Origin of the sequence: Marinobacterium sediminicola (assembly GCF_022343685.1) — a bacterium.
Classification (GTDB): Bacteria; Pseudomonadota; Gammaproteobacteria; order Pseudomonadales; family Balneatricaceae; genus Marinobacterium; species Marinobacterium sediminicola.
Genome location: NZ_CP092123.1, coordinates 3,129,315 through 3,147,292, shown reverse-complemented (window position 1 = coordinate 3,147,292; position 17,978 = coordinate 3,129,315). Strand labels below are relative to the sequence as shown.

Genomic DNA, 17,978 nt, shown 5'->3' with positions numbered 1-17,978 from the left:
GTTATAGGAATATCTGAAAAGAGTCTGAACACCCGAGCGGTTTTTTGTCAGAATGCGGTCATTATCCATTCATGGACAGAACCACAATGATCGAACATAAATTCAATGATGATGCCGCGGTGATCGCCTTTGTTCGCCGCCATACCCGCCTGTTTGCCGAAGATGCCGTGCTCAAGGTCAGTGAGATTGGTGACGGTAACATCAATTTTGTCTATCGCGTGGCCGAGCCGGGTGGTGCCAGCGTGATCGTCAAGCAGGCGCTGCCGTACGTCCGCATTATTGGTGAAGGCTGGCCCCTGTCACTGGACCGGAACCGTATCGAGGCTGAGGCGCTGGTGCTCGAGGCTGAACATGCCGGCGACTGGGTACCCGAGGTCTACCATTACGAGCAGCCGCTGGCGGCCATCATCATGCAGGATGTGGGCGATCATCAGAACCTGCGTCATGCCCTGATTGCGCGCCGTCATTTGCCGCAACTGGCTGAACACCTGGGCCTGTTCATGGCACGCACGCTGTTCCATACCAGTGATATGCGCCTGGATGCCCATCAGAAGAAAGACCTGGTGAAGCGGTTCATCAACCCGGATCTGTGCAAGATCACCGAGGACCTGTTTTTCATCGATCCTTTCTGCGATCACGAGCGCAACGCCATCAACCCGCCGCTGCTCCCTGTCGCTCAAGCGCTGTGGCAGGACGACCTGCTCAAGGCAGAAGTGGCAGAACTGAAGTATGCTTTTCTTAACCGTGCCGAGGCACTGCTGCACGGCGACCTGCACTCCGGTTCCATCTTTGTTACCGAAAACAGTACCAAGGTGATTGACCCCGAGTTCGCCTACTTCGGGCCGATCGGTTTCGATGTCGGTAGCCTGATCGGTAATCTGCTGCTTAACTGGTGTGGTCAGCACCGTTTGGCGGGGGATGAGGCGGAACGTGAAGCCTGGCGCGACTGGCTGCTGGTGCAGCTGGAAAAACTCTGGCACCACTTCAGCCAGGAGTTCGGTCGGCTGATGCGTGAAGACACCCGGGATCCGAGCCTGCAGAACGAACACTGGCAACAGCGTCGTCTGCTGCACATCTGGCACGACAGTCTCGGTTTTGCCGGTACCGAGCTGATTCGCCGCACCATTGGTCTGGCCCATGTGGCAGATCTGGACATGATCGAGGATGAACAGCAGCGGGCTCAGGCTGAAGCAATGGCGCTGCATCTGGGACGCGAGCTGATCATGGAACGTACCCGAATCAGTTCGATGGAGGGGCTGGTCGATCTGATTTGCCAGCTCAACGACTGATAACACGACGAGACATGCGCATTGACGATGGAAAAACGACTGCTGCTTAACTGCGATATGGGCGAGAGCTTTGGTCTCTGGAACATGGGGCTGGATGATCAGGTGATGCCGCTGGTCGATATGGCCAACATTGCCTGTGGTTTCCACGCCTCCGACCCGGTCACCATGACGCGAACGGTGCTGATGGCCAAGCATGCCGGAACGCTGATCGGTGCTCATCCCAGCTATCCGGATCTGGTGGGGTTTGGTCGACGCAGCCTGCAGTGTCATCCTCAAGAAGTGGTCTCGATGATCCAGTACCAGATCGGCGCGCTGGATGGCATTGCCCGGGCACATGGCATGAAGATCAGTTATGTCAAACCCCATGGGGCAATGTACAACGACATGATGAAGGATCACGGCATCCTGCGCGCAGTTCTGGAAGGGGTGACGCAATATGACCGCAGCCTGCCGTTGATGCTGATGGCTACTGCCGATAACAGTGCCGTCAGAGCTATCGCCGAGGAGTTTGACGCCTTGTTGCTCTTCGAAGCCTTTGCAGACCGAGCCTATGATGAGCGCGGATTTCTGGTGCCACGCAGCGTGGCGGGTTCGGTCTACCATGACGAAGCACGGATTCTGCAACAATCGTTGCAGCTGGCCAAAGAGGGGGTGGTGATGACTCTCGAGGGGACTCAGGTAACGCTGGAAGCGGATACCCTTTGTGTGCATGGCGATAATGCCGAGTCGGTCCAGGCAGTGCAGCATATCCGTGCTGCTCTGGACAAGCTCTACGCAGGCAAAGAGGCATGATTCACTGGAGCATCGATAATGCCGGTCCGGATGCGTTGATCATCCGCTTTGGCCGACAGATCGATGAAGCGCTGGTGCCGGTCATTCGCTGTGCGACAGACCGGTTGGCCAGTGAACTTGGCGACCAGCTGCGGGATCTGGTGCCTTCGTATACCTCCCTGATGGTGGTTTACAACCCGCTGCAGACAGACTTTGCCGGTCTGGTGAGCAGGATAAATGGCCTGTTATCCGGGCTGGATATCGCCCATGCCGAAACAGGACGCCTGGTGGAAATCCCGGTCTACTATGCACCCGAAGTTGGACCTGATCTGGAACGGGTGGCGCAGTTGCACGGTATCGATGTTGATGAGGTGATCCACCTTCATTCCGCACGGGAGTATCACGTCTTTGCCATCGGCTTTGCCCCGGGGTTTGCCTACATGGGACAGGTGGATACCGCCTTGAGGACCCCTCGGCTGGAAACGCCGCGGACGCGAGTCCCTCGGGGATCGGTGGCCCTGGCTGATCAGCAGACGGCAGTATATCCGCTGACCTCACCGGGGGGCTGGAACCTGTTGGGGCGCACCGCGATGAAAATGTTTGATCCGACGCTGGACCGACTTTGCCCCGTGTCTGCCGGTGATCGGGTACGCTTTGTCCCCATCACCCAAGCCGAATATCTGGCGGCCGGGGGAGAACTGATGTGAGCGGGCTGCGCGTACTCAATCCGGGAATTCTATCCCTGGTTCAAGATCTGGGTCGTTTCGGTTATCAACACCTTGGGTTATCCACCGGTGGCGCGGCTGATGAGCAGGCCTATCTCTGGGCGAATCGCCTGCTGGGTAATGCGCCCGATGCGGCTGCCATCGAGATCTGCTTTGGGGGACTTCAGCTGGAGGCCGAGATCGCCACTCGCGTTGCTGTGACCGGTGCCGACCTGCAACTGACGTTGAACGGAGAAGCGCAGGACGTTTGGCAGACGATCAACCTGAAACCCGGCGACCGTCTGGCATTTGGGTACCCCAGGCAGGGGGTGCGCGCATATCTTGCCGTGCAGGGAGGCTTCAGGGTAGAGCCAACATTTGGCTCGGTTGCTACAGTCATGCGTGAGCAGATCGGTGGCCTTGATGGAAAGGGCAGCAAGCTGGCATCGGGTGATCGTTTACCCTGTCAGGCCCACTCTCCTGGACGTCTCTTCAGTGTGCCCAGCCGCTTTCGGCCGAACTACGCCCAGCCGCTGACACTCAGAGTCATAGAGGGGCATCAGGTAGAACTGTTTTCGGGAGACATGCTCACTCGATTCTACAGCCAGGGGTACACGATCAGCCCGCAGAGCGACCGTATGGGCGTTCGCCTGCGAGGGCCACAATTACACTCGTTGGTCGACGGGATAATTTCCGAGGGCATCAGCTTTGGTGCCGTGCAGGTACCCAAGGATGGACAGCCGATTATCCTGTTGAAAGACCGTCAGACCATCGGTGGTTATCCCAAACTGGGGACGGTATTCGCGCTGGATGCTTTCATGCTGGCTCAATGCCAGCCGCAGACTGAAGTTCATTTTGCTCCCATGTCTTTGCATGAGGCTCAACGGCAGCTACAGCAGTTCTATCGCTTCTTCGGAGTCTGAACGGAGCTCGGTCGGTATCAGTGCGTCAATAGGTGCTTCACAAATGGTTAAAAAAGCATCAAACTGATCTGCGATCCGAGGGCAGAAACTACATTAACAATAATGTCTGCCGTTTCACCTGAACATCTTGAATGGACATTCAAATGCAGGGCACAGGGAATAGCCGTATTTTCAAGGCTGCAGCCATCAGCCGTGACAAGCGCAAAGTGGCCGGATATGTCATGGGGCTGCTGCTTATCGCCGTTGCGATTACCTACAGCCACTTTATTATCGATCGTCTGATTACCCGCAATAATCAGGATCGACAGACGGTCAACATGGGCTATCAGCAGAACATGCAGGCCCAGCGCATTAATCACCTCGCGTTTCGCTATATCCTCTCTTCCGGTGGGCATGAATCAGATATCTCTCGTCAGCAACTTGCCAGTGCGGTCAACGAAATGTACGACCTGCACCTCAGCCTTTTGAAAACCCCTCCCTCAGTTGAATACGCTGCCGCCGCTGATGCCATCTATTTTGATGCTCAGCATGAACTGGATCTCAAGATCAGAACCTATCTGGGAGCGGCCCGGGAGCTGGCCGAGAAACCGGCGGAACTTCTGGCTCCGGACAGTCCTCTGGCGCGCTTTCTGGAACGACACAACACCGAAGCCTTGCAGCAAGGATTGAATTTGGCTCTGGAGCGTTACAAGGCGGCCGATTCTGACGCGGTGACACAGCTGCGCCGAGTGCTCTGGGGGCTGTTCGTGCTGGTACTGCTGCTGGTCATTCTGGAGTGGCGTTTTGTGTTTCATCCCATATTTAATGGTCTTGAGCGGCAGGCTAACGACTATCGCAAGCAGGCCCATACCGATCCGTTGACCGGCTGCTATAACCGTCGACATTTCATGATAGCAGCGGAGGAGGCGTTTCAGCGGCTACAGCTGGCCGGGGGAGAATGTTCGCTGCTGGTGCTCGATATCGACTACTTCAAGTGGGTCAATGACAGCTACGGTCATTGCACGGGGGATGAAGTGATTCAGGCATTGGTCGATAGCTGTATGGCAAGCTTGAAAAAAACAGATCTGTTTGGTCGTTTGGGTGGGGAAGAGTTTGCCATCCTGCTGCCGGACACAGGCCCGGTGCAGGCTGCGGGCATGGCCGAACAGCTCAGGCAGCAGATCGAGAAGCTTGAGGTTAACCAGTATGACGCCGAAGCCCGGATTACGTTCACGGTCAGTATCGGTGTGACCGATATATCGTCTGGCGACCTCTCGCCGGTTGATGCGATCAACCGTGCCGATATCGCTCTTTATCAGGCCAAGTCGGCCGGTCGTAACCGGGTCATCATCAATGCGTCCGGCAAGGATGATGACCGGAGTTCACCGGCCATTGAAAGCCTGTCGGCATTGGGTGCCGAGTCCTGAATACTGGGCTCAGGTTTCCTGTTCCTGTGCGGGCATCAGTCCGGCCAGCAGACGATCCAGATTGTTGCGCAAGCCGTTTTGTACCTGTTCCAGTGCTTCCTGGAAGCGGCTGTCCTGCTCCACCAGTCCGGTCATGAGATCGCGACCGACCTGAGCCGGTGATTGCAAGAAGCCCAGAGAGGGGGCGCTGACGCTATCGGCCAGGTCTTTCATCAGCTGACCCAGGCGCAGTCCAGGCAGATCCCGGGGTTGTTCCAGATTGCCAACCTGCTCGTAAGTGCTGGCCTGAGCCCAGCTGCGGCTGTAACTCATGTTCAGCTCCATGGATTGCAGCTCACTGGCGTCAAAGCTGATGTCGGCGCTTTGGTCGAACGCTTTTTGCACATCGCCGTTGAAGAACTCGTCCGCTACACCGGAAATATCGCGCACCATCTGCTGCAGGGCCTCCAGCTCGCCTTCGTCCAGTTCGCCCTTGACGCTGAACTGGTACTGGCTGCTCTCGCTGCGACTGACATCCATCCAGGCCACCGCATTGCCTTCGCTGTCAGCCCCGGCCCCGAAGGTGGCGTCGTAACTTTGATTACGACTGAAGTTGATGGTTACCTCATCACCATCCCGGGTTTTCACCGTGAGCGACATGTCTTCAGCGTTGCGGTAACGTTCGGCCGCTCCCATTACGGCCTGTGCTGTCGCCTCACGGCTACCGGGTGCGATGCCGGCCAGCGCTTCGAAGGTAAGCTTCTCCGTCTCATCCACTTGCTCCGCGATGCTGCCATTAAGCACATTGAGATTATCCAGAATGTCGCGGGCTTCCTTGAAACCCTTTTCAACCCCTTTCACTGCCGCTTCGTACATCTGGTTCAAGCGCTCATCCGAAGCACCACGGGCGCGAGCGGCCTCCAGACCCTTGGCAACAAAGCCGCTAATGCGCTCGGCAACCTTGTCGGGGGTAAACTGTTCGGCATCCAGCCCGGAGAGTTTTTCCGCCGTCATTCCCGGAATCTGCTCGGCCAGTTTGCCCAGCAGAACCTGTGTCGGGTTCTGAGCCGCTGTGCCGCGATTCCCCGGCGCTGTCTCTGTCTGTGGGCGGGCTGAGTATATCTGTGGGGTGGAGCTATGGATTTTCATGATCAGCTCGATTTCTTGGATTGATCGAATATTGCACAGTTATCGGCAGGTTGGAGCAGGGCTTGAATGTTGATCTTGTCGTGTTAAAAACACGTAAACGTAAGTATCTGTTATATGGAGAAACATGAATGCGAACACGCGCACCTGATGAGCCATGCCAGCTCTGTGGCCGCAAGATCGCGCTGACCTTCCACCATCTGATTCCACGAAAAATGCATCGTCGGCCGCGCTTTTACAAGCAGTATACCCGAGAACAGCTGAATCAGGGCATCTGGGTGTGCCGTGCCTGTCACCGAGGTATTCACAAGCACTACGACGAGATGACACTGGCCCGGGACTACAACACCCTGGAGCAGCTGCAGACCGATTCGCAGCTGCAGAAGCATGTGGCTTGGGTCGCGAAGCAGCGTCAAGCATGAGCCGTTTGGCCCAGTCTGGTTACCGGAGCCTCTCTGGCCCTGGTGAATTTCGGCTTTCCTCGCAGTCATCTGCGGTTATGATAATGCTATGAACCTGACCTTCCTTGGCACCTCCTCAGGTGCGCCTACCCGTCAGCGTAATGTCAGTGCCACGGCTGTTCAGCCTGAATATGGCCGTGCCTGGGTGATGGTCGATTGTGGTGAAGCCACTCAGCATCAGCTGTTACGGACACGGCTTTCGCCCCTGAAGCTTGATGCCATTCTGATCACGCATGTGCACGGTGACCACTGTTACGGCTTGCCGGGTCTGCTGGCATCCTGCCAACTGAATGGTCGGACCGAGCCATTGACCCTGGTGGGGCCCGCGGCCGTGTGGGCCTATCTGCAAGCGGTGATCGAGCATACCGAGATGCGCATCGATTATCCGCTGAAGTTTATCGACGTATCGAAATCTCTGGCGCTGGAGCAGGGCGGCTTTCATATCACCGCCTATCCTCTGAGCCACCGTTCTGAATGCTGGGCTTACCGGTTGCAGGAGTCTCGGGTGCCATTGAAGCTTGATGTTGCAAGGCTTGAGGCTGAAGGCGTGATGCCGTCACCGCTCTATGGGCGTCTGCAGCGGGGGGAGAGTGTAACACTGGACGACGGCCGTCAGCTTGAAGGCAAGGATTACTGCATCCCCTCGTACCGCGCACGGGCCGTTGTGATCGGAGGGGATAATGACCGGCCTGAACTGTTGGCAGAAGCCTGTCGTGGCGTACAGTTACTGGTGCATGAAGCGACCTACACCGAGGATGTGTTGCAGCAGGTCGGTCCTGAGCCGCAGCATAGCAGTGCCGCGCGCGTGGCGCGCTTTGCCGAGCAGGCAGGCGTCCCTGCGCTGGTGCTGACTCACTTTAGTCCTCGTTATCTGTTGCGGCCGAGGCGAGGAGGCGATCGATCGGTCGATGAGCTGTACATTGAGGCGCAACGATTCTTTGCAGGGACCCTGTTCATGGCCGAGGATTTTCAGACCTACAGGGTCCTGCGAGACGGCAGGGTAGTCGAGGCGTCCGACTAGAAGTGTCATCAGAGTACGGCTTCAATGGCTTCAATCAGCTCCCGGTCATCCGGTGAGGTCATGCTTGAGAACACAGCCGTTACCTGGCCCTCTTTATTGATCACGTACTTGTAAAAGTTCCAGCGTGGGGCTTTGCCGGTTTGGCGGGCAATCTCCCGGAACACAGGATGGGCATCGCTCCCGCGTACCGGAATGGGCGCAAACATGTCAAAGGTCACGCCGAAGTTGTAGCGGCAGACCTTGGCAATCTTGGCTTCATCCTTGGCTTCTTGCATGAAGTCGTTGGACGGGAAACCGACCACCCTCAGTCCTTTCTCCTTGTAGGTCTGGTGTAAGGCCTCCAGACCTTCAAACTGAGGGGTAAAACCGCAGCGGCTGGCCGTGTTGATCACCAGCATTGGCTGCCCCGCATACTGGGATTTCAGGTTGACTACTTCGCTGGAGTGCAGTCGTTTCAGCTGATGATCCAGCAGGGCGTTGAGGTCGGGCTCGGATGCGGCAGCCTGCTGACAGAACAGCAGGCCGAAGATGGTTGCGAGAACAGGTTTCATGGTTGGACTCCTTGCTATAAAAGCTCTTACGCAAAAACACGATTTTGGTTCAGCGCAAAGGCGTACAACCCCGGCCTCTGTTATGTTTAAAGCACCGATGAACGTCAGTCGCCAGTCTGGAGAAGGTCATGGAACCTGCAAGCAGTAGCCGTATTCTGCGTGGAGCAATCGTTGATTGCCTTGATGACCCTGCGATCGCTGGCGAGTCGGCTGTACGCTATTTCGAAGATGGGCTCTTGTGGATCAAGGATGGCAGAGTCCATGCGGTCGGTACAGCGGGTGAGTTGGCGGCACGTCTGCCTGCAAATGTGGACATCGAAGATCGTCGCGGTGGCCTGCTGGTTCCGGGGCTGATTGACACCCATACCCATTACCCGCAGCTCAGCGTAGCGGGCAGTCCCTCCGGTTCCCTGTTTGAGTGGCTGGAGCGTCGTGCCTTTCCAGCCGAGTCGGCGCTGGCTCAGCCGGGGCTGGCGGAAGTGATGGCGCATCGCTTCATCGCCGAGATGCTGCGCAACGGGACAACGACGGCGATGGTCTTTGCCGGGGTACAGCCTGAAAGTGCGGATGCCTTTTTCCAGCATGCACAGCATCTGGGACTGCGCATGGTTGCAGGCAAAGTGTTGCAGGACCGGATGGTGCCTGAAGCGCTGCGTGAGGCACCTGAGCAGACGCTGGAAGCGACTGATCGGCTGATTCAGCGTTGGCACGGACGTGATCGTCTGGCTTATGCGCTGACGCCACGTTTTGCCCCCGCCTGTTCTGAAATGTTGTTGAGTCAGTGCCGTGACTGGCTGCGACAATCGCCCAGTCTTTATCTGCAGACGCACCTGGCAGAGACCGAAGAGGAGTGCGATAGGGTCGCGAAGCTGTTTCCTCGTGATCGCGGGTATCTGGACCTTTATGATCGCTTCGGGTTTCTGCGTGCAGGTACGATCTTTGCCCATGCCATCTATCTTCAGGCTGACGAGCAGCGAAGACTTGGTGAGAGCGGTGCTGCGGTTGCGCATTGTCCTTCCTCAAACCTGCTGCTGGGCTCTGGTTTGATGCCTCTGAGGGCATTGCAGGACACCGATGTCCTGTTGTCGGTCGGTACGGATGTGGGAGCCGGTCCCAGTTGTTCGGTGCTGAAAACACTGGCGGATGCTATCCGCGTCCAGCAGCTGCGTGGCGAGCCCATGGGCATGTTGCAGGCGTTCTATCTGGCGACCTTGGGGGGCGCCAGAGCGCTTAAGCTGGAACAGCAGATTGGCAGCTTTCGTGTGGGGAATGAAGCCGACTTTCTGGTGCTGGACCTGGAAGCGACGCCGGAATTGGCCGAGCGTACCGCTCGCGCGAACAGTCTTGAAGAACTCATGGGACTGTTGATTCTGCTCGGTGATGATCGTTTGGTCGTTGAAGTGAATATTCAGGGACGAAGACTCATCCCGGTGGGAGCCTGATCAGCTGTTCGATTCGCGGGTCGTTTGGCTTGTATGCAAACCGGTGGCACTTGTCGCGGGCAGGCGTACAATGAGCCCATTTCTCAGACAGGGAGTGTCCCGGTGAAACACCTAAGCTTCAGCCTTAGAGGGCTGGCCCCGGAAGTGGTCGTCATGCTGGCTGGCATCGTGGCTGCGCTGCATATCGGCAAGTTGCCGCCGGCAATTCCGGTGCTGCAGGCGGAGCTTGGTGTTACCTTGGTACAGGCCGGTTTTCTGCTGTCACTGGTCCAGTTGGCAGGAATGATCGGCGGGGCGTTGATCGGTGTACTGGCCGACAGCGCTGGTCTCAGGCGCAGTGTTCTGACCGGTTTAGGCATCCTGACAGCCAGCAGCGTGATGGGTGGACTGGCCTCCTCAGCGACAGAGTTATTGTTGTTGCGAGGACTGGAAGGGGTGGGTTTCTTACTGGTTACCCTGTCGGGCCCCGGGTTGATCCGTCAGCTGGTTTCAGTCGAAAAGCTCAGCTTGCGTCTGGGCTGGTGGGGGTGCTACATGGGGTTCGGCACCGGCACTGGCCTGCTGATTGGTCCCTGGCTGATGCAGCAGCTGGGTTGGCAGGGCTGGTGGTGGTTGATCGCGGCGATAACGCTGGTGATGCTGGCCTGGGTGCTGATGGCCGTCCCGGCAGATCGGCGTGATCATGATCCCAGAGCGGGCTCCCCTCTATCAGGGCTTAGAGTACTGGCCGGGCGCTTGAAGCTGACACTCAGCAGTCCGGGGCCCTGGCTGGTGGCGCTGATATTCCCGATGTATTCCGGGCAATGGCTGTCCGTGATCGGCTTCCTGCCTTCCATCTACACACAGGCAGGGCTGGAGGGCGCGGTCGTTGGCGTGTTGACCGCGATTGCGGCGGTGGCAAACGTGGTAGGTAACGTCGCGTCCGGGCGTCTGTTGCAGGCTGGAGTGGGCGCGCGACAACTTCTGTATCTCGGCTTTGCCGTGATGACCCTGACCACCTGGACCGCGTTCTCCTCCATGACCTCTGATATGCCCTGGCTGCGTTATGGCGCCGTGCTCGTGTTTTCGTCAGTCAGTGGCGTGATTCCGGGGGTCCTGTTCTCATTGGCGGTCAGGTTGGCGCCTGACAGTTCAGTGGTGTCGACCTCTGTCGGCTGGATGTTACAGCTGTCGGCACTGGGTCAGTTTATTGCACCACCGATCATCGGGGCGCTGGCGGTATGGGCCGGGGGCTGGCAGTTGACCTGGCTGGCGACAGGGGGGCTGTCCCTGTTGGGGGTGTTGCTGGTCACGCGAGTTGCCCGTCTGCTCTAGATCTGGAAAACAGGTTCCAGCGCCGGTATTGAACGTCTCGGTTGCGGGATATTATCGGCACCGGCCTCTGTCATTGCCCAGTGCACGCGCTCCTCTGGCGTCAGGTGGGGGCGTTTGAGGGCCTCAACTGCGTGTAGCCGCGGCAGTAATCCCTGTCCGTTGGCGACCTGGATTGCCAGTCCCGGCCGTGCATTCAGCTCCAGCAGCAATGGCCCCCGGGTTGCGTCCACCACCAGGTCGACACCCATGTAGCCCAATCCCGTTGCCTCATAGCAACGGCTGGCCATGTTGAGCAGGTAATGCCAGTTGTCGATCTGAATGTCGGCCAGATTCAGCCCGTTGTCCGGGTGCTGCTCAATCGGGCGATCAAACTGGACAGCGTTCAGTGCCCGCCCATTGGCCAGGTTCAGACCCACGCCCACAGCGCCTTGATGCAGGTTGGCCTTGCCGTCAGAGGCATGTGTGGCCAGGCGCAGCATGGCCATGACGGGGTAGCCTTTGAACACGACGATGCGGATGTCGGGCACGCCTTCGTGGGAGTAGCGCGACAGTCGCGGGTCGCAGCGGACCAGTGCTTCGATCACGGCGACATCGGGCGAGCCGCCCAGTGAATAGAGTCCGGCGAGAATGTTGGACAGATGGCGTTCGATATCGGCCAGGCTGACCCGGCTGCCGGAGGGTTTGACGAAGTCATCACCTTTACGGCCGGTGATCACCAGAATCCCCTTGCCGCCGGAGCCTTTTGCCGGTTTGATGGCAAAGCCATCCAGATCGGCAACACGTTCGCGGAAATGGCCAATCTCGTGCTGCTCGCTCACGACCTGCAGCAGCAGGGGGCTGGCTACTTCGTGCTCCTCAACCACCTGTTTGGTTTTCAGCTTGTTGTCGACCAGCGGGAAGGCGCTGCGGTCGTTGTAACGGGCGATGTAGTCGACGTTGCGCTTATTCATGCTTAGCATGCCCTTGCGCTTGAGGTCGCGTGGCCGAATCCAGTCAAACATCACTGATACCTCTTCATGGGGGCAAATCGGCGCAGCTCTGTCAGCTTGTAGCCGGTATACTGGCCCAACAGCAGAATGATGCCCAGTACCACCAGATGCAGTTCCGGGAAGTTGAAGCTGATGTGCTCAGCCAGGGGCGCACGCATCACCAGATAGGCCAGGATTGCTACGATCAGACTGCCAGCTCCTTGAATAAGCACCTCATGGGCGCCTTCCTCCTCCCACAGGATCGACATGCGCTCGATAGTCCAGGCGAGAATCACCATGGGGAAAAAGGTGACCGTCATGCCGGTACTGAACCCCATCTGGTAGCCGATGATGCTGATTCCGGCCGTGATGAACAGCACCAGGATGATCAGGGCCGAGATGCGGGACACCAGCAGCAGGTTGAGGCTGGACAGGTATCCTCGCATCAGCAGTCCCAGAGTGACGACACCCATGAAGGCGGCCAGTCCCGGCAGCAGCGAGGTTTGCACAAAGGCGACGGCAATGAGCACCGGCATGAACGTGCCGGAGGTCTTGATACCGACGAGTATGCGCATCAGGCAGACCACCAGGGCACCAAAGGGCAACAGCAACAGCATGCGGAACATGCCCTGTTGTTCTACCGGCAGCTGGTAGAGGCTGAGTGAGCCGAAGGCGCGTTTATTGGCTTCGGCGCGAACGATCTGCAGGGCTGGTACGGTCTGGCGCAGCATGGAGAAGCGTACAATCGAATCGGTCCCGCCGGTCACATCCAGCAGTGAGCCATCAGTTTCGCGCCAGAGCAGGACATCAGCCGGTACGCCCTGGATGCCGGTTCTGGGGTTGAAGGTCAACCATCGCTCGCCATCATGTACCTGGAGCCAGGGCTGAAGGGTCTGCTGACGGCGGGCATCTTCCAGCTGCAGGCCGTCGGCAATACGGGCCGGAATGCCGGCAAAGTTCAGCAGTCGATACAGTGTCGGAGCCAGGGCGGCATCACTGAGCAGCAGGCGGGTATTCTGGTCAGGCGTCGCGCTGTTGAGCAAGCCGATCAGTTCTCGAGTCATGCTGGCGGGTCCGCTGGAACGTGCTTCCGCTTGCAGCAGCAACGCACGAGCCGCAGTGGCATCGGGTTCTTCCAGAAAAATCTCGGCTGGTTTTATGACGCCCGGCTCCAGCAGAGTGTCACGCTCAGCACTGTCAGGTATCAGGCGGGTTTTAAAGTAAAGCGTCTGCGGTCCGGCGGCATCACGGATGGTCCACTCGGCACGGCGATCACCTTGGTGCTCGGTGATGGCAAAACCATAGCCGGGAGACGCAGCCTGCTCGGTCAGGGTGTGAAAACCGGGTGGCTGATCCGGAATGTTAAGATCGACACTGACGGGTTCTCCCCAGGCCTGAAAGTCGATCCGTGCTTCCACCAGCCATACAGGCTGTTGTGCGCCGGGTAGCCAGGGGACTCCCATCTGCTGGTGGCGCAGTACAGCCAGCAACAGCCCGGCTGCAATCAGCAGTAGAGTCGCCAGGTAGAAAGGCGTTTTGGAATGGCGTATCAAGGGGTATCTCCTGCATCATCGGCTTGCAGCAATGTATCCGGCAGAGTGGTGACATATTCGCGACCGACATCGATCAGCATGACATCACGCAGCACATTGCGGCCAATCAGCATCGGATACGTCAGATGGCTGCGGTCACTGAGTGTGAATTCTGCACTCTGACGGTGATTGCCGATGACGAATGGCAACTCAACCACCGGGCGCCGTTCGGCATCCTCGGTATTGGACTGGATGATGTTGGCATTACGTGAGAGTTCTCGTTCCAGTGTGATGCGCTCGCCCGATTGCGGGTTCTGGATGTCAAACCGCACCCAGTTCCGTCCATCGCGTTCGAAGCGCAGGATGTTGCTGGCATGAAGCGATGAAGTGGTGGCTCCGCTGTCGATGCGAGCATCCAGCATCAGTCCCGGCAAAGCCAGATAGATTTTTTCCACTTCGCCCACCACCAGTTTGCCTTCATAGTGCCCTGAACCAGGCTGGCTGGACGGGGGCAACTGAGTGCGGTTGCGTGCGGGGCGAAGCCTTGAAAGCTTTTCGTTCTGTTCATTGAGCGCGTCTCGCAGCTCCTGGCGCTGAAAATGCTGGTTGCGATTCAGCGTATCGAACTGCTGCTGGCTTAAAGCCGCAAGGGTGTCCAGACGGCTCTGCTGCTGGTGCAGCTGCAGGCTCAGTTGGTCGAGTTCTGCACGCTCCAGAAACAGGTAGCGGTCATGGCTGCAGGCTGCCGTCAGGCTGGCCATGATCAGTAGTGCGATTAGACGAAATTGTTTGAGAAGACTCGGCATTGAACAATCTCCAGGGAGCAGAACCCGACTGACTGGGGCTGTTGGAGGGGCTGATGTTGGCGCGGATAGTGCATTTGTTTGACTGAACAGACGATTAAGTCAGGCTGAAATCATCGACTATGCTGGACGGCAGTCATCGGGGTATTTTCGGGACGTGGAGTTTGGTGGCGCATAAACAAAAACACCCCTGCAGAAAGCTGTATCTATACAGCGCTCTGCAGGGGTGCCTATCCTGCGAAACTGTTGGGGTGAATCTCTCCTTCGGTAACCCGGCAGCCGTTTCCGTTGGCCCTGAGCTTTGCGCCGGTCTTACGACCGTTGCCTTTTCGAGAGAGACTCTTCGCTGGAAAGCGGTTTTAGCTGAACGCATCAGCACAAAACCTGAAATGAACCTTAGCAGCAATTGGCAAAGTTTGCCAAAGAAATAAGCTGTGCCAGATCAAATAAATGCCTTGTTTGTCTCTTTAGTGAGACATTTTTGGCGTGTTTAACAGCGCTGCTTATTCGCAGGCAGCAACATTATCGCGTCTTTCTTGATGATGCATCCGGCTATCAGGTCATACGAAGAGTATTTATTTTCAATAACTTAGCGGTATTTGTAAATATTCTTTCTTTTTGTTTGGTTTTTTGTCTGTTTTCTTGTGCTGTATGGCTTCTTGAATATCAATATTCGAAGCACCTTTCTTAATGTAAGCGGTAGACTGCCTCTCAACCCTGATCCTGTGACAGGCCGCGCTCTGTAGCAGGCATAACAAGAATAATTGCAGTACTGAGGTGCGGTATGACCCGCAAACGATCCCTATCAGTCCGTCTGTATCAATGGTTACAGATTCAATACGGACTTATGTCTTCCCGGTTCCAGTCCCGATGTCATTGTGCTCGGGCATCTCACGTTCAACCTGCAAACTGCCAGCAGTCTTTCGCCTGGAGTCTTATATCCAGATCTGGCTGTGGGTACACACATGCAGTGGAGCGCTGAACAGAGTTATCTACGGCTGACTCTCTGGACAAGTCTTTCGGCTACCAAGGCCCCTGTCGAAAGAGGAATGCGAGTAAACCTCTCCCAACATCCAAAAAGAAAAATAGGTAAGTTCATGAAAGCAAATAAACTTCCACTGGCTCTCGCTGCGCTGGGCATGATTACATCAGCGCCTGTAATGGCGGCTGACAGTGATGACGGCATGAAGGTCAATCTGGACTTCCGTACCTTCTACATGAATCGCGACTTCGATCAGGGTATCCCGGATACGATCGCGGCGGGTCAGGCGTTCCGCTTTGAGCTCCTGTCTCCGTACTGGAATGACATGGTCGGCGTCGATGTCTCCGCCGTTCATGTGGCCAAGCTGGAAGGCGACAAGACCGTAAACTCCTCTGACGTGCTGACGCCGGAAGGTGATGGCTACACCACGCTGGAACAGGCTTACCTGAAGCTGCGTCCGGTCGAGAATGTCGACCTGAAACTGGGTCGCATGATTCTGATGACGCCGCTGCTGAACGACCTGACGTCGCGCATCTCTGCACCGAGCACCCAGGGCTTCTACGGTGAAGCCAAACTGGGCAGCGGCAAGCTGTATGCGATCTACTCCGATAAGGCGTCGATGAACAACAGCGAAAAGTTCAATAAATACCGTGCCGCCAATGGTGAAACCTACGACATCAAGTCACTGGGTGGGACCTATGACTTCGGTAATGGCCTGAGTACTCATCTGCAGTATGCCGTGGCGGACGACTACCAGAAGCAGCTTTATCTGAATGCAAGCTACACCACCAAGCTGGCTGATCATGATGTTTTGTTGGATCTGACCCATATGCGTGGTGAGGCGGATGGCGACCTGTTTGTAGATGAAAACTATGACAGCAACCTGACCGGGCTGACCGGTCGTCTGTCCAAAGGCAACTGGGCATACACGCTGGCCTACCAGACCATCGGTGGCAGCGATGCATACGACCAGAAGTGGAATGATTCGGATGTCGTCGCAGCCGATAATACCCAGTTCTTTACCTGGGGTGCTGTGCAGCTGCTGGACTTCAATGCCAAGGATGAACAGTCGCTGCAGTTCCGTGTCGACTACGATGTGCCCTCCGTTCCGGGTCTGCACCTGATGGCCCGTCATACCGAGTCTTGGGATATCGACTATGCCGGTGGCGATGATGGTCAGCGCCGTGAAACCAACTTTGACGCCAAGTACACGCTGCAGGACGGTGCCGCCAAAGGACTGAGTCTGCGACTGCGTGTGGCGCATGCCGATGGTGACGCGGCGGTCGTGCCGCGTATCAACGATATTCGTTTCATCGCCGAATATCGCACCAACCTGCTGTAACCCCTCCAAAACCGGCGCTGATTATTCATCAACAAGCTCCTGACTCAGCGCCGGACATCATCTGCTGGTATGTGAATCCCGTTACTTGTAAGCGGCTTTTGGGAGGCTTCGGCCTCCATTTTTTTCGCTGCCATACCCCATCAGATCCTCCTGAACCACGAATGTCCTTACCCATGGATCAAGGTGCTCATTCCTGAACGGAGCATGCGTCTCTGGGAGTCCGGCCAAATTGACATGATGATCATCATGCCATAAGGTCACTCGCATGATGATTATCATGCGAGGTGCCTTGTGAGTGTTCGCGAGCAAAAAAAACAGGAATCGCGCAGGAAAATTCTGGATGCAGCAGCACGACGACTGCGTGAGGAAGGGCTTGATGGCGCCGGTATTGCGGCCGTGATGGATGATGCCGGACTCACTCATGGAGCCTTCTATTCTCACTTCAAAAACAAGGATGAGCTGGCGCGAGCTGCATTTGTGGAGGCCTTGTCCGGCAACCGCGAGGGCTGGACGCGAGGGCCTTCATCGGAGCCCCAGACCGATCGCTTCGAACGTCTGGCTCAACGTTACCTGACCAGGGAGCATCGTGACCGTCTGGATCGTAGTTGTGCACTTGCTGCGCTGTGCTCGGAGGCTGCACGTGGGGATGATGCTTTCAAGCAGACATACGAGGCGGAGCTTTACAAGTCGCTGTCAGCCATCATGCAAAAGGAAATTGCGGATCTGGATGAGCAGGAATTCAGTGATGCTTTGGCTTTCATGGCGATGATGTTGGGCTCACTAGCCCTGTCAAGAGCGGTGGATTCGGAACAGCTATCAGAAGCAATACTGGAAGCCGGTAAACGGCATGCCGGTCGAATGACGCAGTGAGGAGTGTATGGAAACAATGAAGAACAAGGCTAATCCCGTACTGGACGATTTTCCGGCCAAGGCGTTTGACAAGATCCGTTATTCGGATACCGACCGCCAGGGGCACGTAAACAATGCGGTGTTTTCAACGTTTCTGGAAACCGGACGGGTTGAGATGCTGCTTTCACCTGAAGAGCCGATGCTGTCAGAAGGCACGTCTTTCGTGATTGCCAATTTGAATCTCCAGCTGTTGGCCGAAATACACTGGCCCGGAAAAGTGGATATCGGCACAGGGGTCCTTAGTATCGGCAACAGCTCGATTCGGTTGTATCAAGGAGTGTTTCAAAATGGGCGCTGTGTTGCCACCGCGGAAACAGTGATTGTTCAGGTAGATGATACTACGGCCCGCTCCTCGAGCCTGAGCGAGCAGGCCAGAGCCCTGTTGTCACGCTATCAGTTTGATCAATAAGCCACGACAGGCAGTCCGCCTGGCGA

17 protein-coding genes and 1 riboswitch are annotated in these 17,978 nt (G+C 56.8%); of the genes, 12 read left to right on the top strand and 5 right to left on the bottom strand.

Translation table 11 applies throughout. From position 1 onward, the window contains the following. Window positions 1-86 precede the first annotated feature (86 nt). The 5 genes from mtnK (at window position 87) to LN244_RS14345 (ending at window position 5,093) form a co-directional block, all read left to right on the top strand. Window positions 87-1,289 (top strand): S-methyl-5-thioribose kinase, encoded by a 1,203-nt coding sequence (mtnK, locus tag LN244_RS14365; RefSeq protein ID WP_239040462.1) that lies wholly within the window; start codon window positions 87-89, stop codon window positions 1,287-1,289. A 27-nt stretch (window positions 1,290-1,316) separates the two neighbouring features. Then, window positions 1,317-2,081, top strand: coding sequence for a 5-oxoprolinase subunit PxpA (locus tag LN244_RS14360; RefSeq protein WP_239040461.1), 765 nt, complete (start codon window positions 1,317-1,319; stop codon window positions 2,079-2,081). Beyond that, a complete protein-coding gene (pxpB, locus tag LN244_RS14355; protein ID WP_239040460.1) occupies window positions 2,078-2,767 on the top strand; it encodes a 5-oxoprolinase subunit PxpB in 690 nt (229 codons plus the stop codon). The genes LN244_RS14360 and pxpB overlap by 4 nt, the downstream gene beginning before the upstream one ends. Continuing rightward, window positions 2,764-3,687, top strand: coding sequence for a 5-oxoprolinase subunit C family protein (locus LN244_RS14350; RefSeq protein ID WP_239040459.1), 924 nt, complete (start codon window positions 2,764-2,766; stop codon window positions 3,685-3,687). The genes pxpB and LN244_RS14350 overlap by 4 nt, the downstream gene beginning before the upstream one ends. Window positions 3,688-3,830: 143 nt before the next feature. Beyond that, window positions 3,831-5,093, top strand: coding sequence for a GGDEF domain-containing protein (locus tag LN244_RS14345; RefSeq protein ID WP_239040458.1), 1,263 nt, complete (start codon window positions 3,831-3,833; stop codon window positions 5,091-5,093). Window positions 5,094-5,102: 9 nt separating this feature from the next. Here LN244_RS14345 and LN244_RS14340 read toward each other — a convergent pair whose 3' ends face one another. Then, window positions 5,103-6,221 (bottom strand): DUF5610 domain-containing protein, encoded by a 1,119-nt coding sequence (locus tag LN244_RS14340; protein WP_239040457.1) that lies wholly within the window; start codon window positions 6,219-6,221, stop codon window positions 5,103-5,105. A gap of 128 nt (window positions 6,222-6,349) precedes the next feature. Between LN244_RS14340 and LN244_RS14335 the strand changes: the two genes are divergently transcribed. Next, window positions 6,350-6,640 (top strand): HNH endonuclease, encoded by a 291-nt coding sequence (locus LN244_RS14335; RefSeq protein ID WP_239040456.1) that lies wholly within the window; start codon window positions 6,350-6,352, stop codon window positions 6,638-6,640. An 88-nt stretch (window positions 6,641-6,728) separates the two neighbouring features. Continuing rightward, entirely contained in the window at window positions 6,729-7,700 is a 972-nt protein-coding gene (locus tag LN244_RS14330) for a ribonuclease Z (RefSeq protein WP_239040455.1), read from the top strand. 8 nt (window positions 7,701-7,708) lie between these two features. Here the strand turns inward: LN244_RS14330 and LN244_RS14325 are convergent, their stop codons facing one another. Then, window positions 7,709-8,251 (bottom strand): glutathione peroxidase, encoded by a 543-nt coding sequence (locus tag LN244_RS14325; protein ID WP_239040454.1) that lies wholly within the window; start codon window positions 8,249-8,251, stop codon window positions 7,709-7,711. A gap of 128 nt (window positions 8,252-8,379) precedes the next feature. On the opposite strand from LN244_RS14325, the gene guaD reads away from it, so the two are divergent. Both guaD and LN244_RS14315 read left to right on the top strand, forming a co-directional pair. Next, window positions 8,380-9,693 carry a guanine deaminase gene (guaD, locus tag LN244_RS14320; protein ID WP_239040453.1) on the top strand — a complete coding sequence of 438 codons (1,314 nt, stop codon included), beginning with the start codon at window positions 8,380-8,382 and terminating at the stop codon, window positions 9,691-9,693. 102 nt (window positions 9,694-9,795) lie between these two features. Beyond that, window positions 9,796-11,007: an MFS transporter gene (locus LN244_RS14315; RefSeq protein WP_239040452.1), complete on the top strand. Its 1,212-nt coding sequence runs from the start codon at window positions 9,796-9,798 to the stop codon at window positions 11,005-11,007. Here the strand turns inward: LN244_RS14315 and LN244_RS14310 are convergent. From LN244_RS14310 to LN244_RS14300, 3 genes are read right to left on the bottom strand one after another with little or no spacing between them, the layout of a single operon-like run. Beyond that, window positions 11,004-12,008 carry an alpha-L-glutamate ligase-like protein gene (locus LN244_RS14310; protein ID WP_239040451.1) on the bottom strand — a complete coding sequence of 335 codons (1,005 nt, stop codon included), beginning with the start codon at window positions 12,006-12,008 and terminating at the stop codon, window positions 11,004-11,006. The genes LN244_RS14315 and LN244_RS14310 overlap by 4 nt on opposite strands. Then, window positions 12,008-13,528 carry an inactive transglutaminase family protein gene (locus LN244_RS14305; protein WP_239040450.1) on the bottom strand — a complete coding sequence of 507 codons (1,521 nt, stop codon included), beginning with the start codon at window positions 13,526-13,528 and terminating at the stop codon, window positions 12,008-12,010. The genes LN244_RS14310 and LN244_RS14305 overlap by 1 nt, the downstream gene beginning before the upstream one ends. After that, a complete protein-coding gene (locus tag LN244_RS14300) occupies window positions 13,525-14,313 on the bottom strand; it encodes an ATP-dependent zinc protease family protein (protein ID WP_239040449.1) in 789 nt (262 codons plus the stop codon). The genes LN244_RS14305 and LN244_RS14300 overlap by 4 nt, the downstream gene beginning before the upstream one ends. 260 nt (window positions 14,314-14,573) lie before the next feature. Beyond that, window positions 14,574-14,646, bottom strand: a riboswitch (cyclic di-GMP riboswitch). Window positions 14,647-15,407: 761 nt separating this feature from the next. Between LN244_RS14300 and LN244_RS14295 the strand changes: the two genes are divergently transcribed. The 3 genes from LN244_RS14295 (at window position 15,408) to LN244_RS14285 (ending at window position 17,952) form a co-directional block, all read left to right on the top strand. Continuing rightward, complete coding sequence (locus LN244_RS14295) at window positions 15,408-16,634, top strand: OprD family outer membrane porin (protein WP_239040448.1); 1,227 nt, start codon at window positions 15,408-15,410, stop codon at window positions 16,632-16,634. Between the two features lie 291 nt (window positions 16,635-16,925). Beyond that, window positions 16,926-17,504, top strand: coding sequence for a TetR/AcrR family transcriptional regulator (locus LN244_RS14290; protein WP_239040447.1), 579 nt, complete (start codon window positions 16,926-16,928; stop codon window positions 17,502-17,504). A 16-nt stretch (window positions 17,505-17,520) separates the two neighbouring features. Beyond that, complete coding sequence (locus tag LN244_RS14285) at window positions 17,521-17,952, top strand: acyl-CoA thioesterase (RefSeq protein WP_239040446.1); 432 nt, start codon at window positions 17,521-17,523, stop codon at window positions 17,950-17,952. Window positions 17,953-17,978 lie beyond the last annotated feature (26 nt).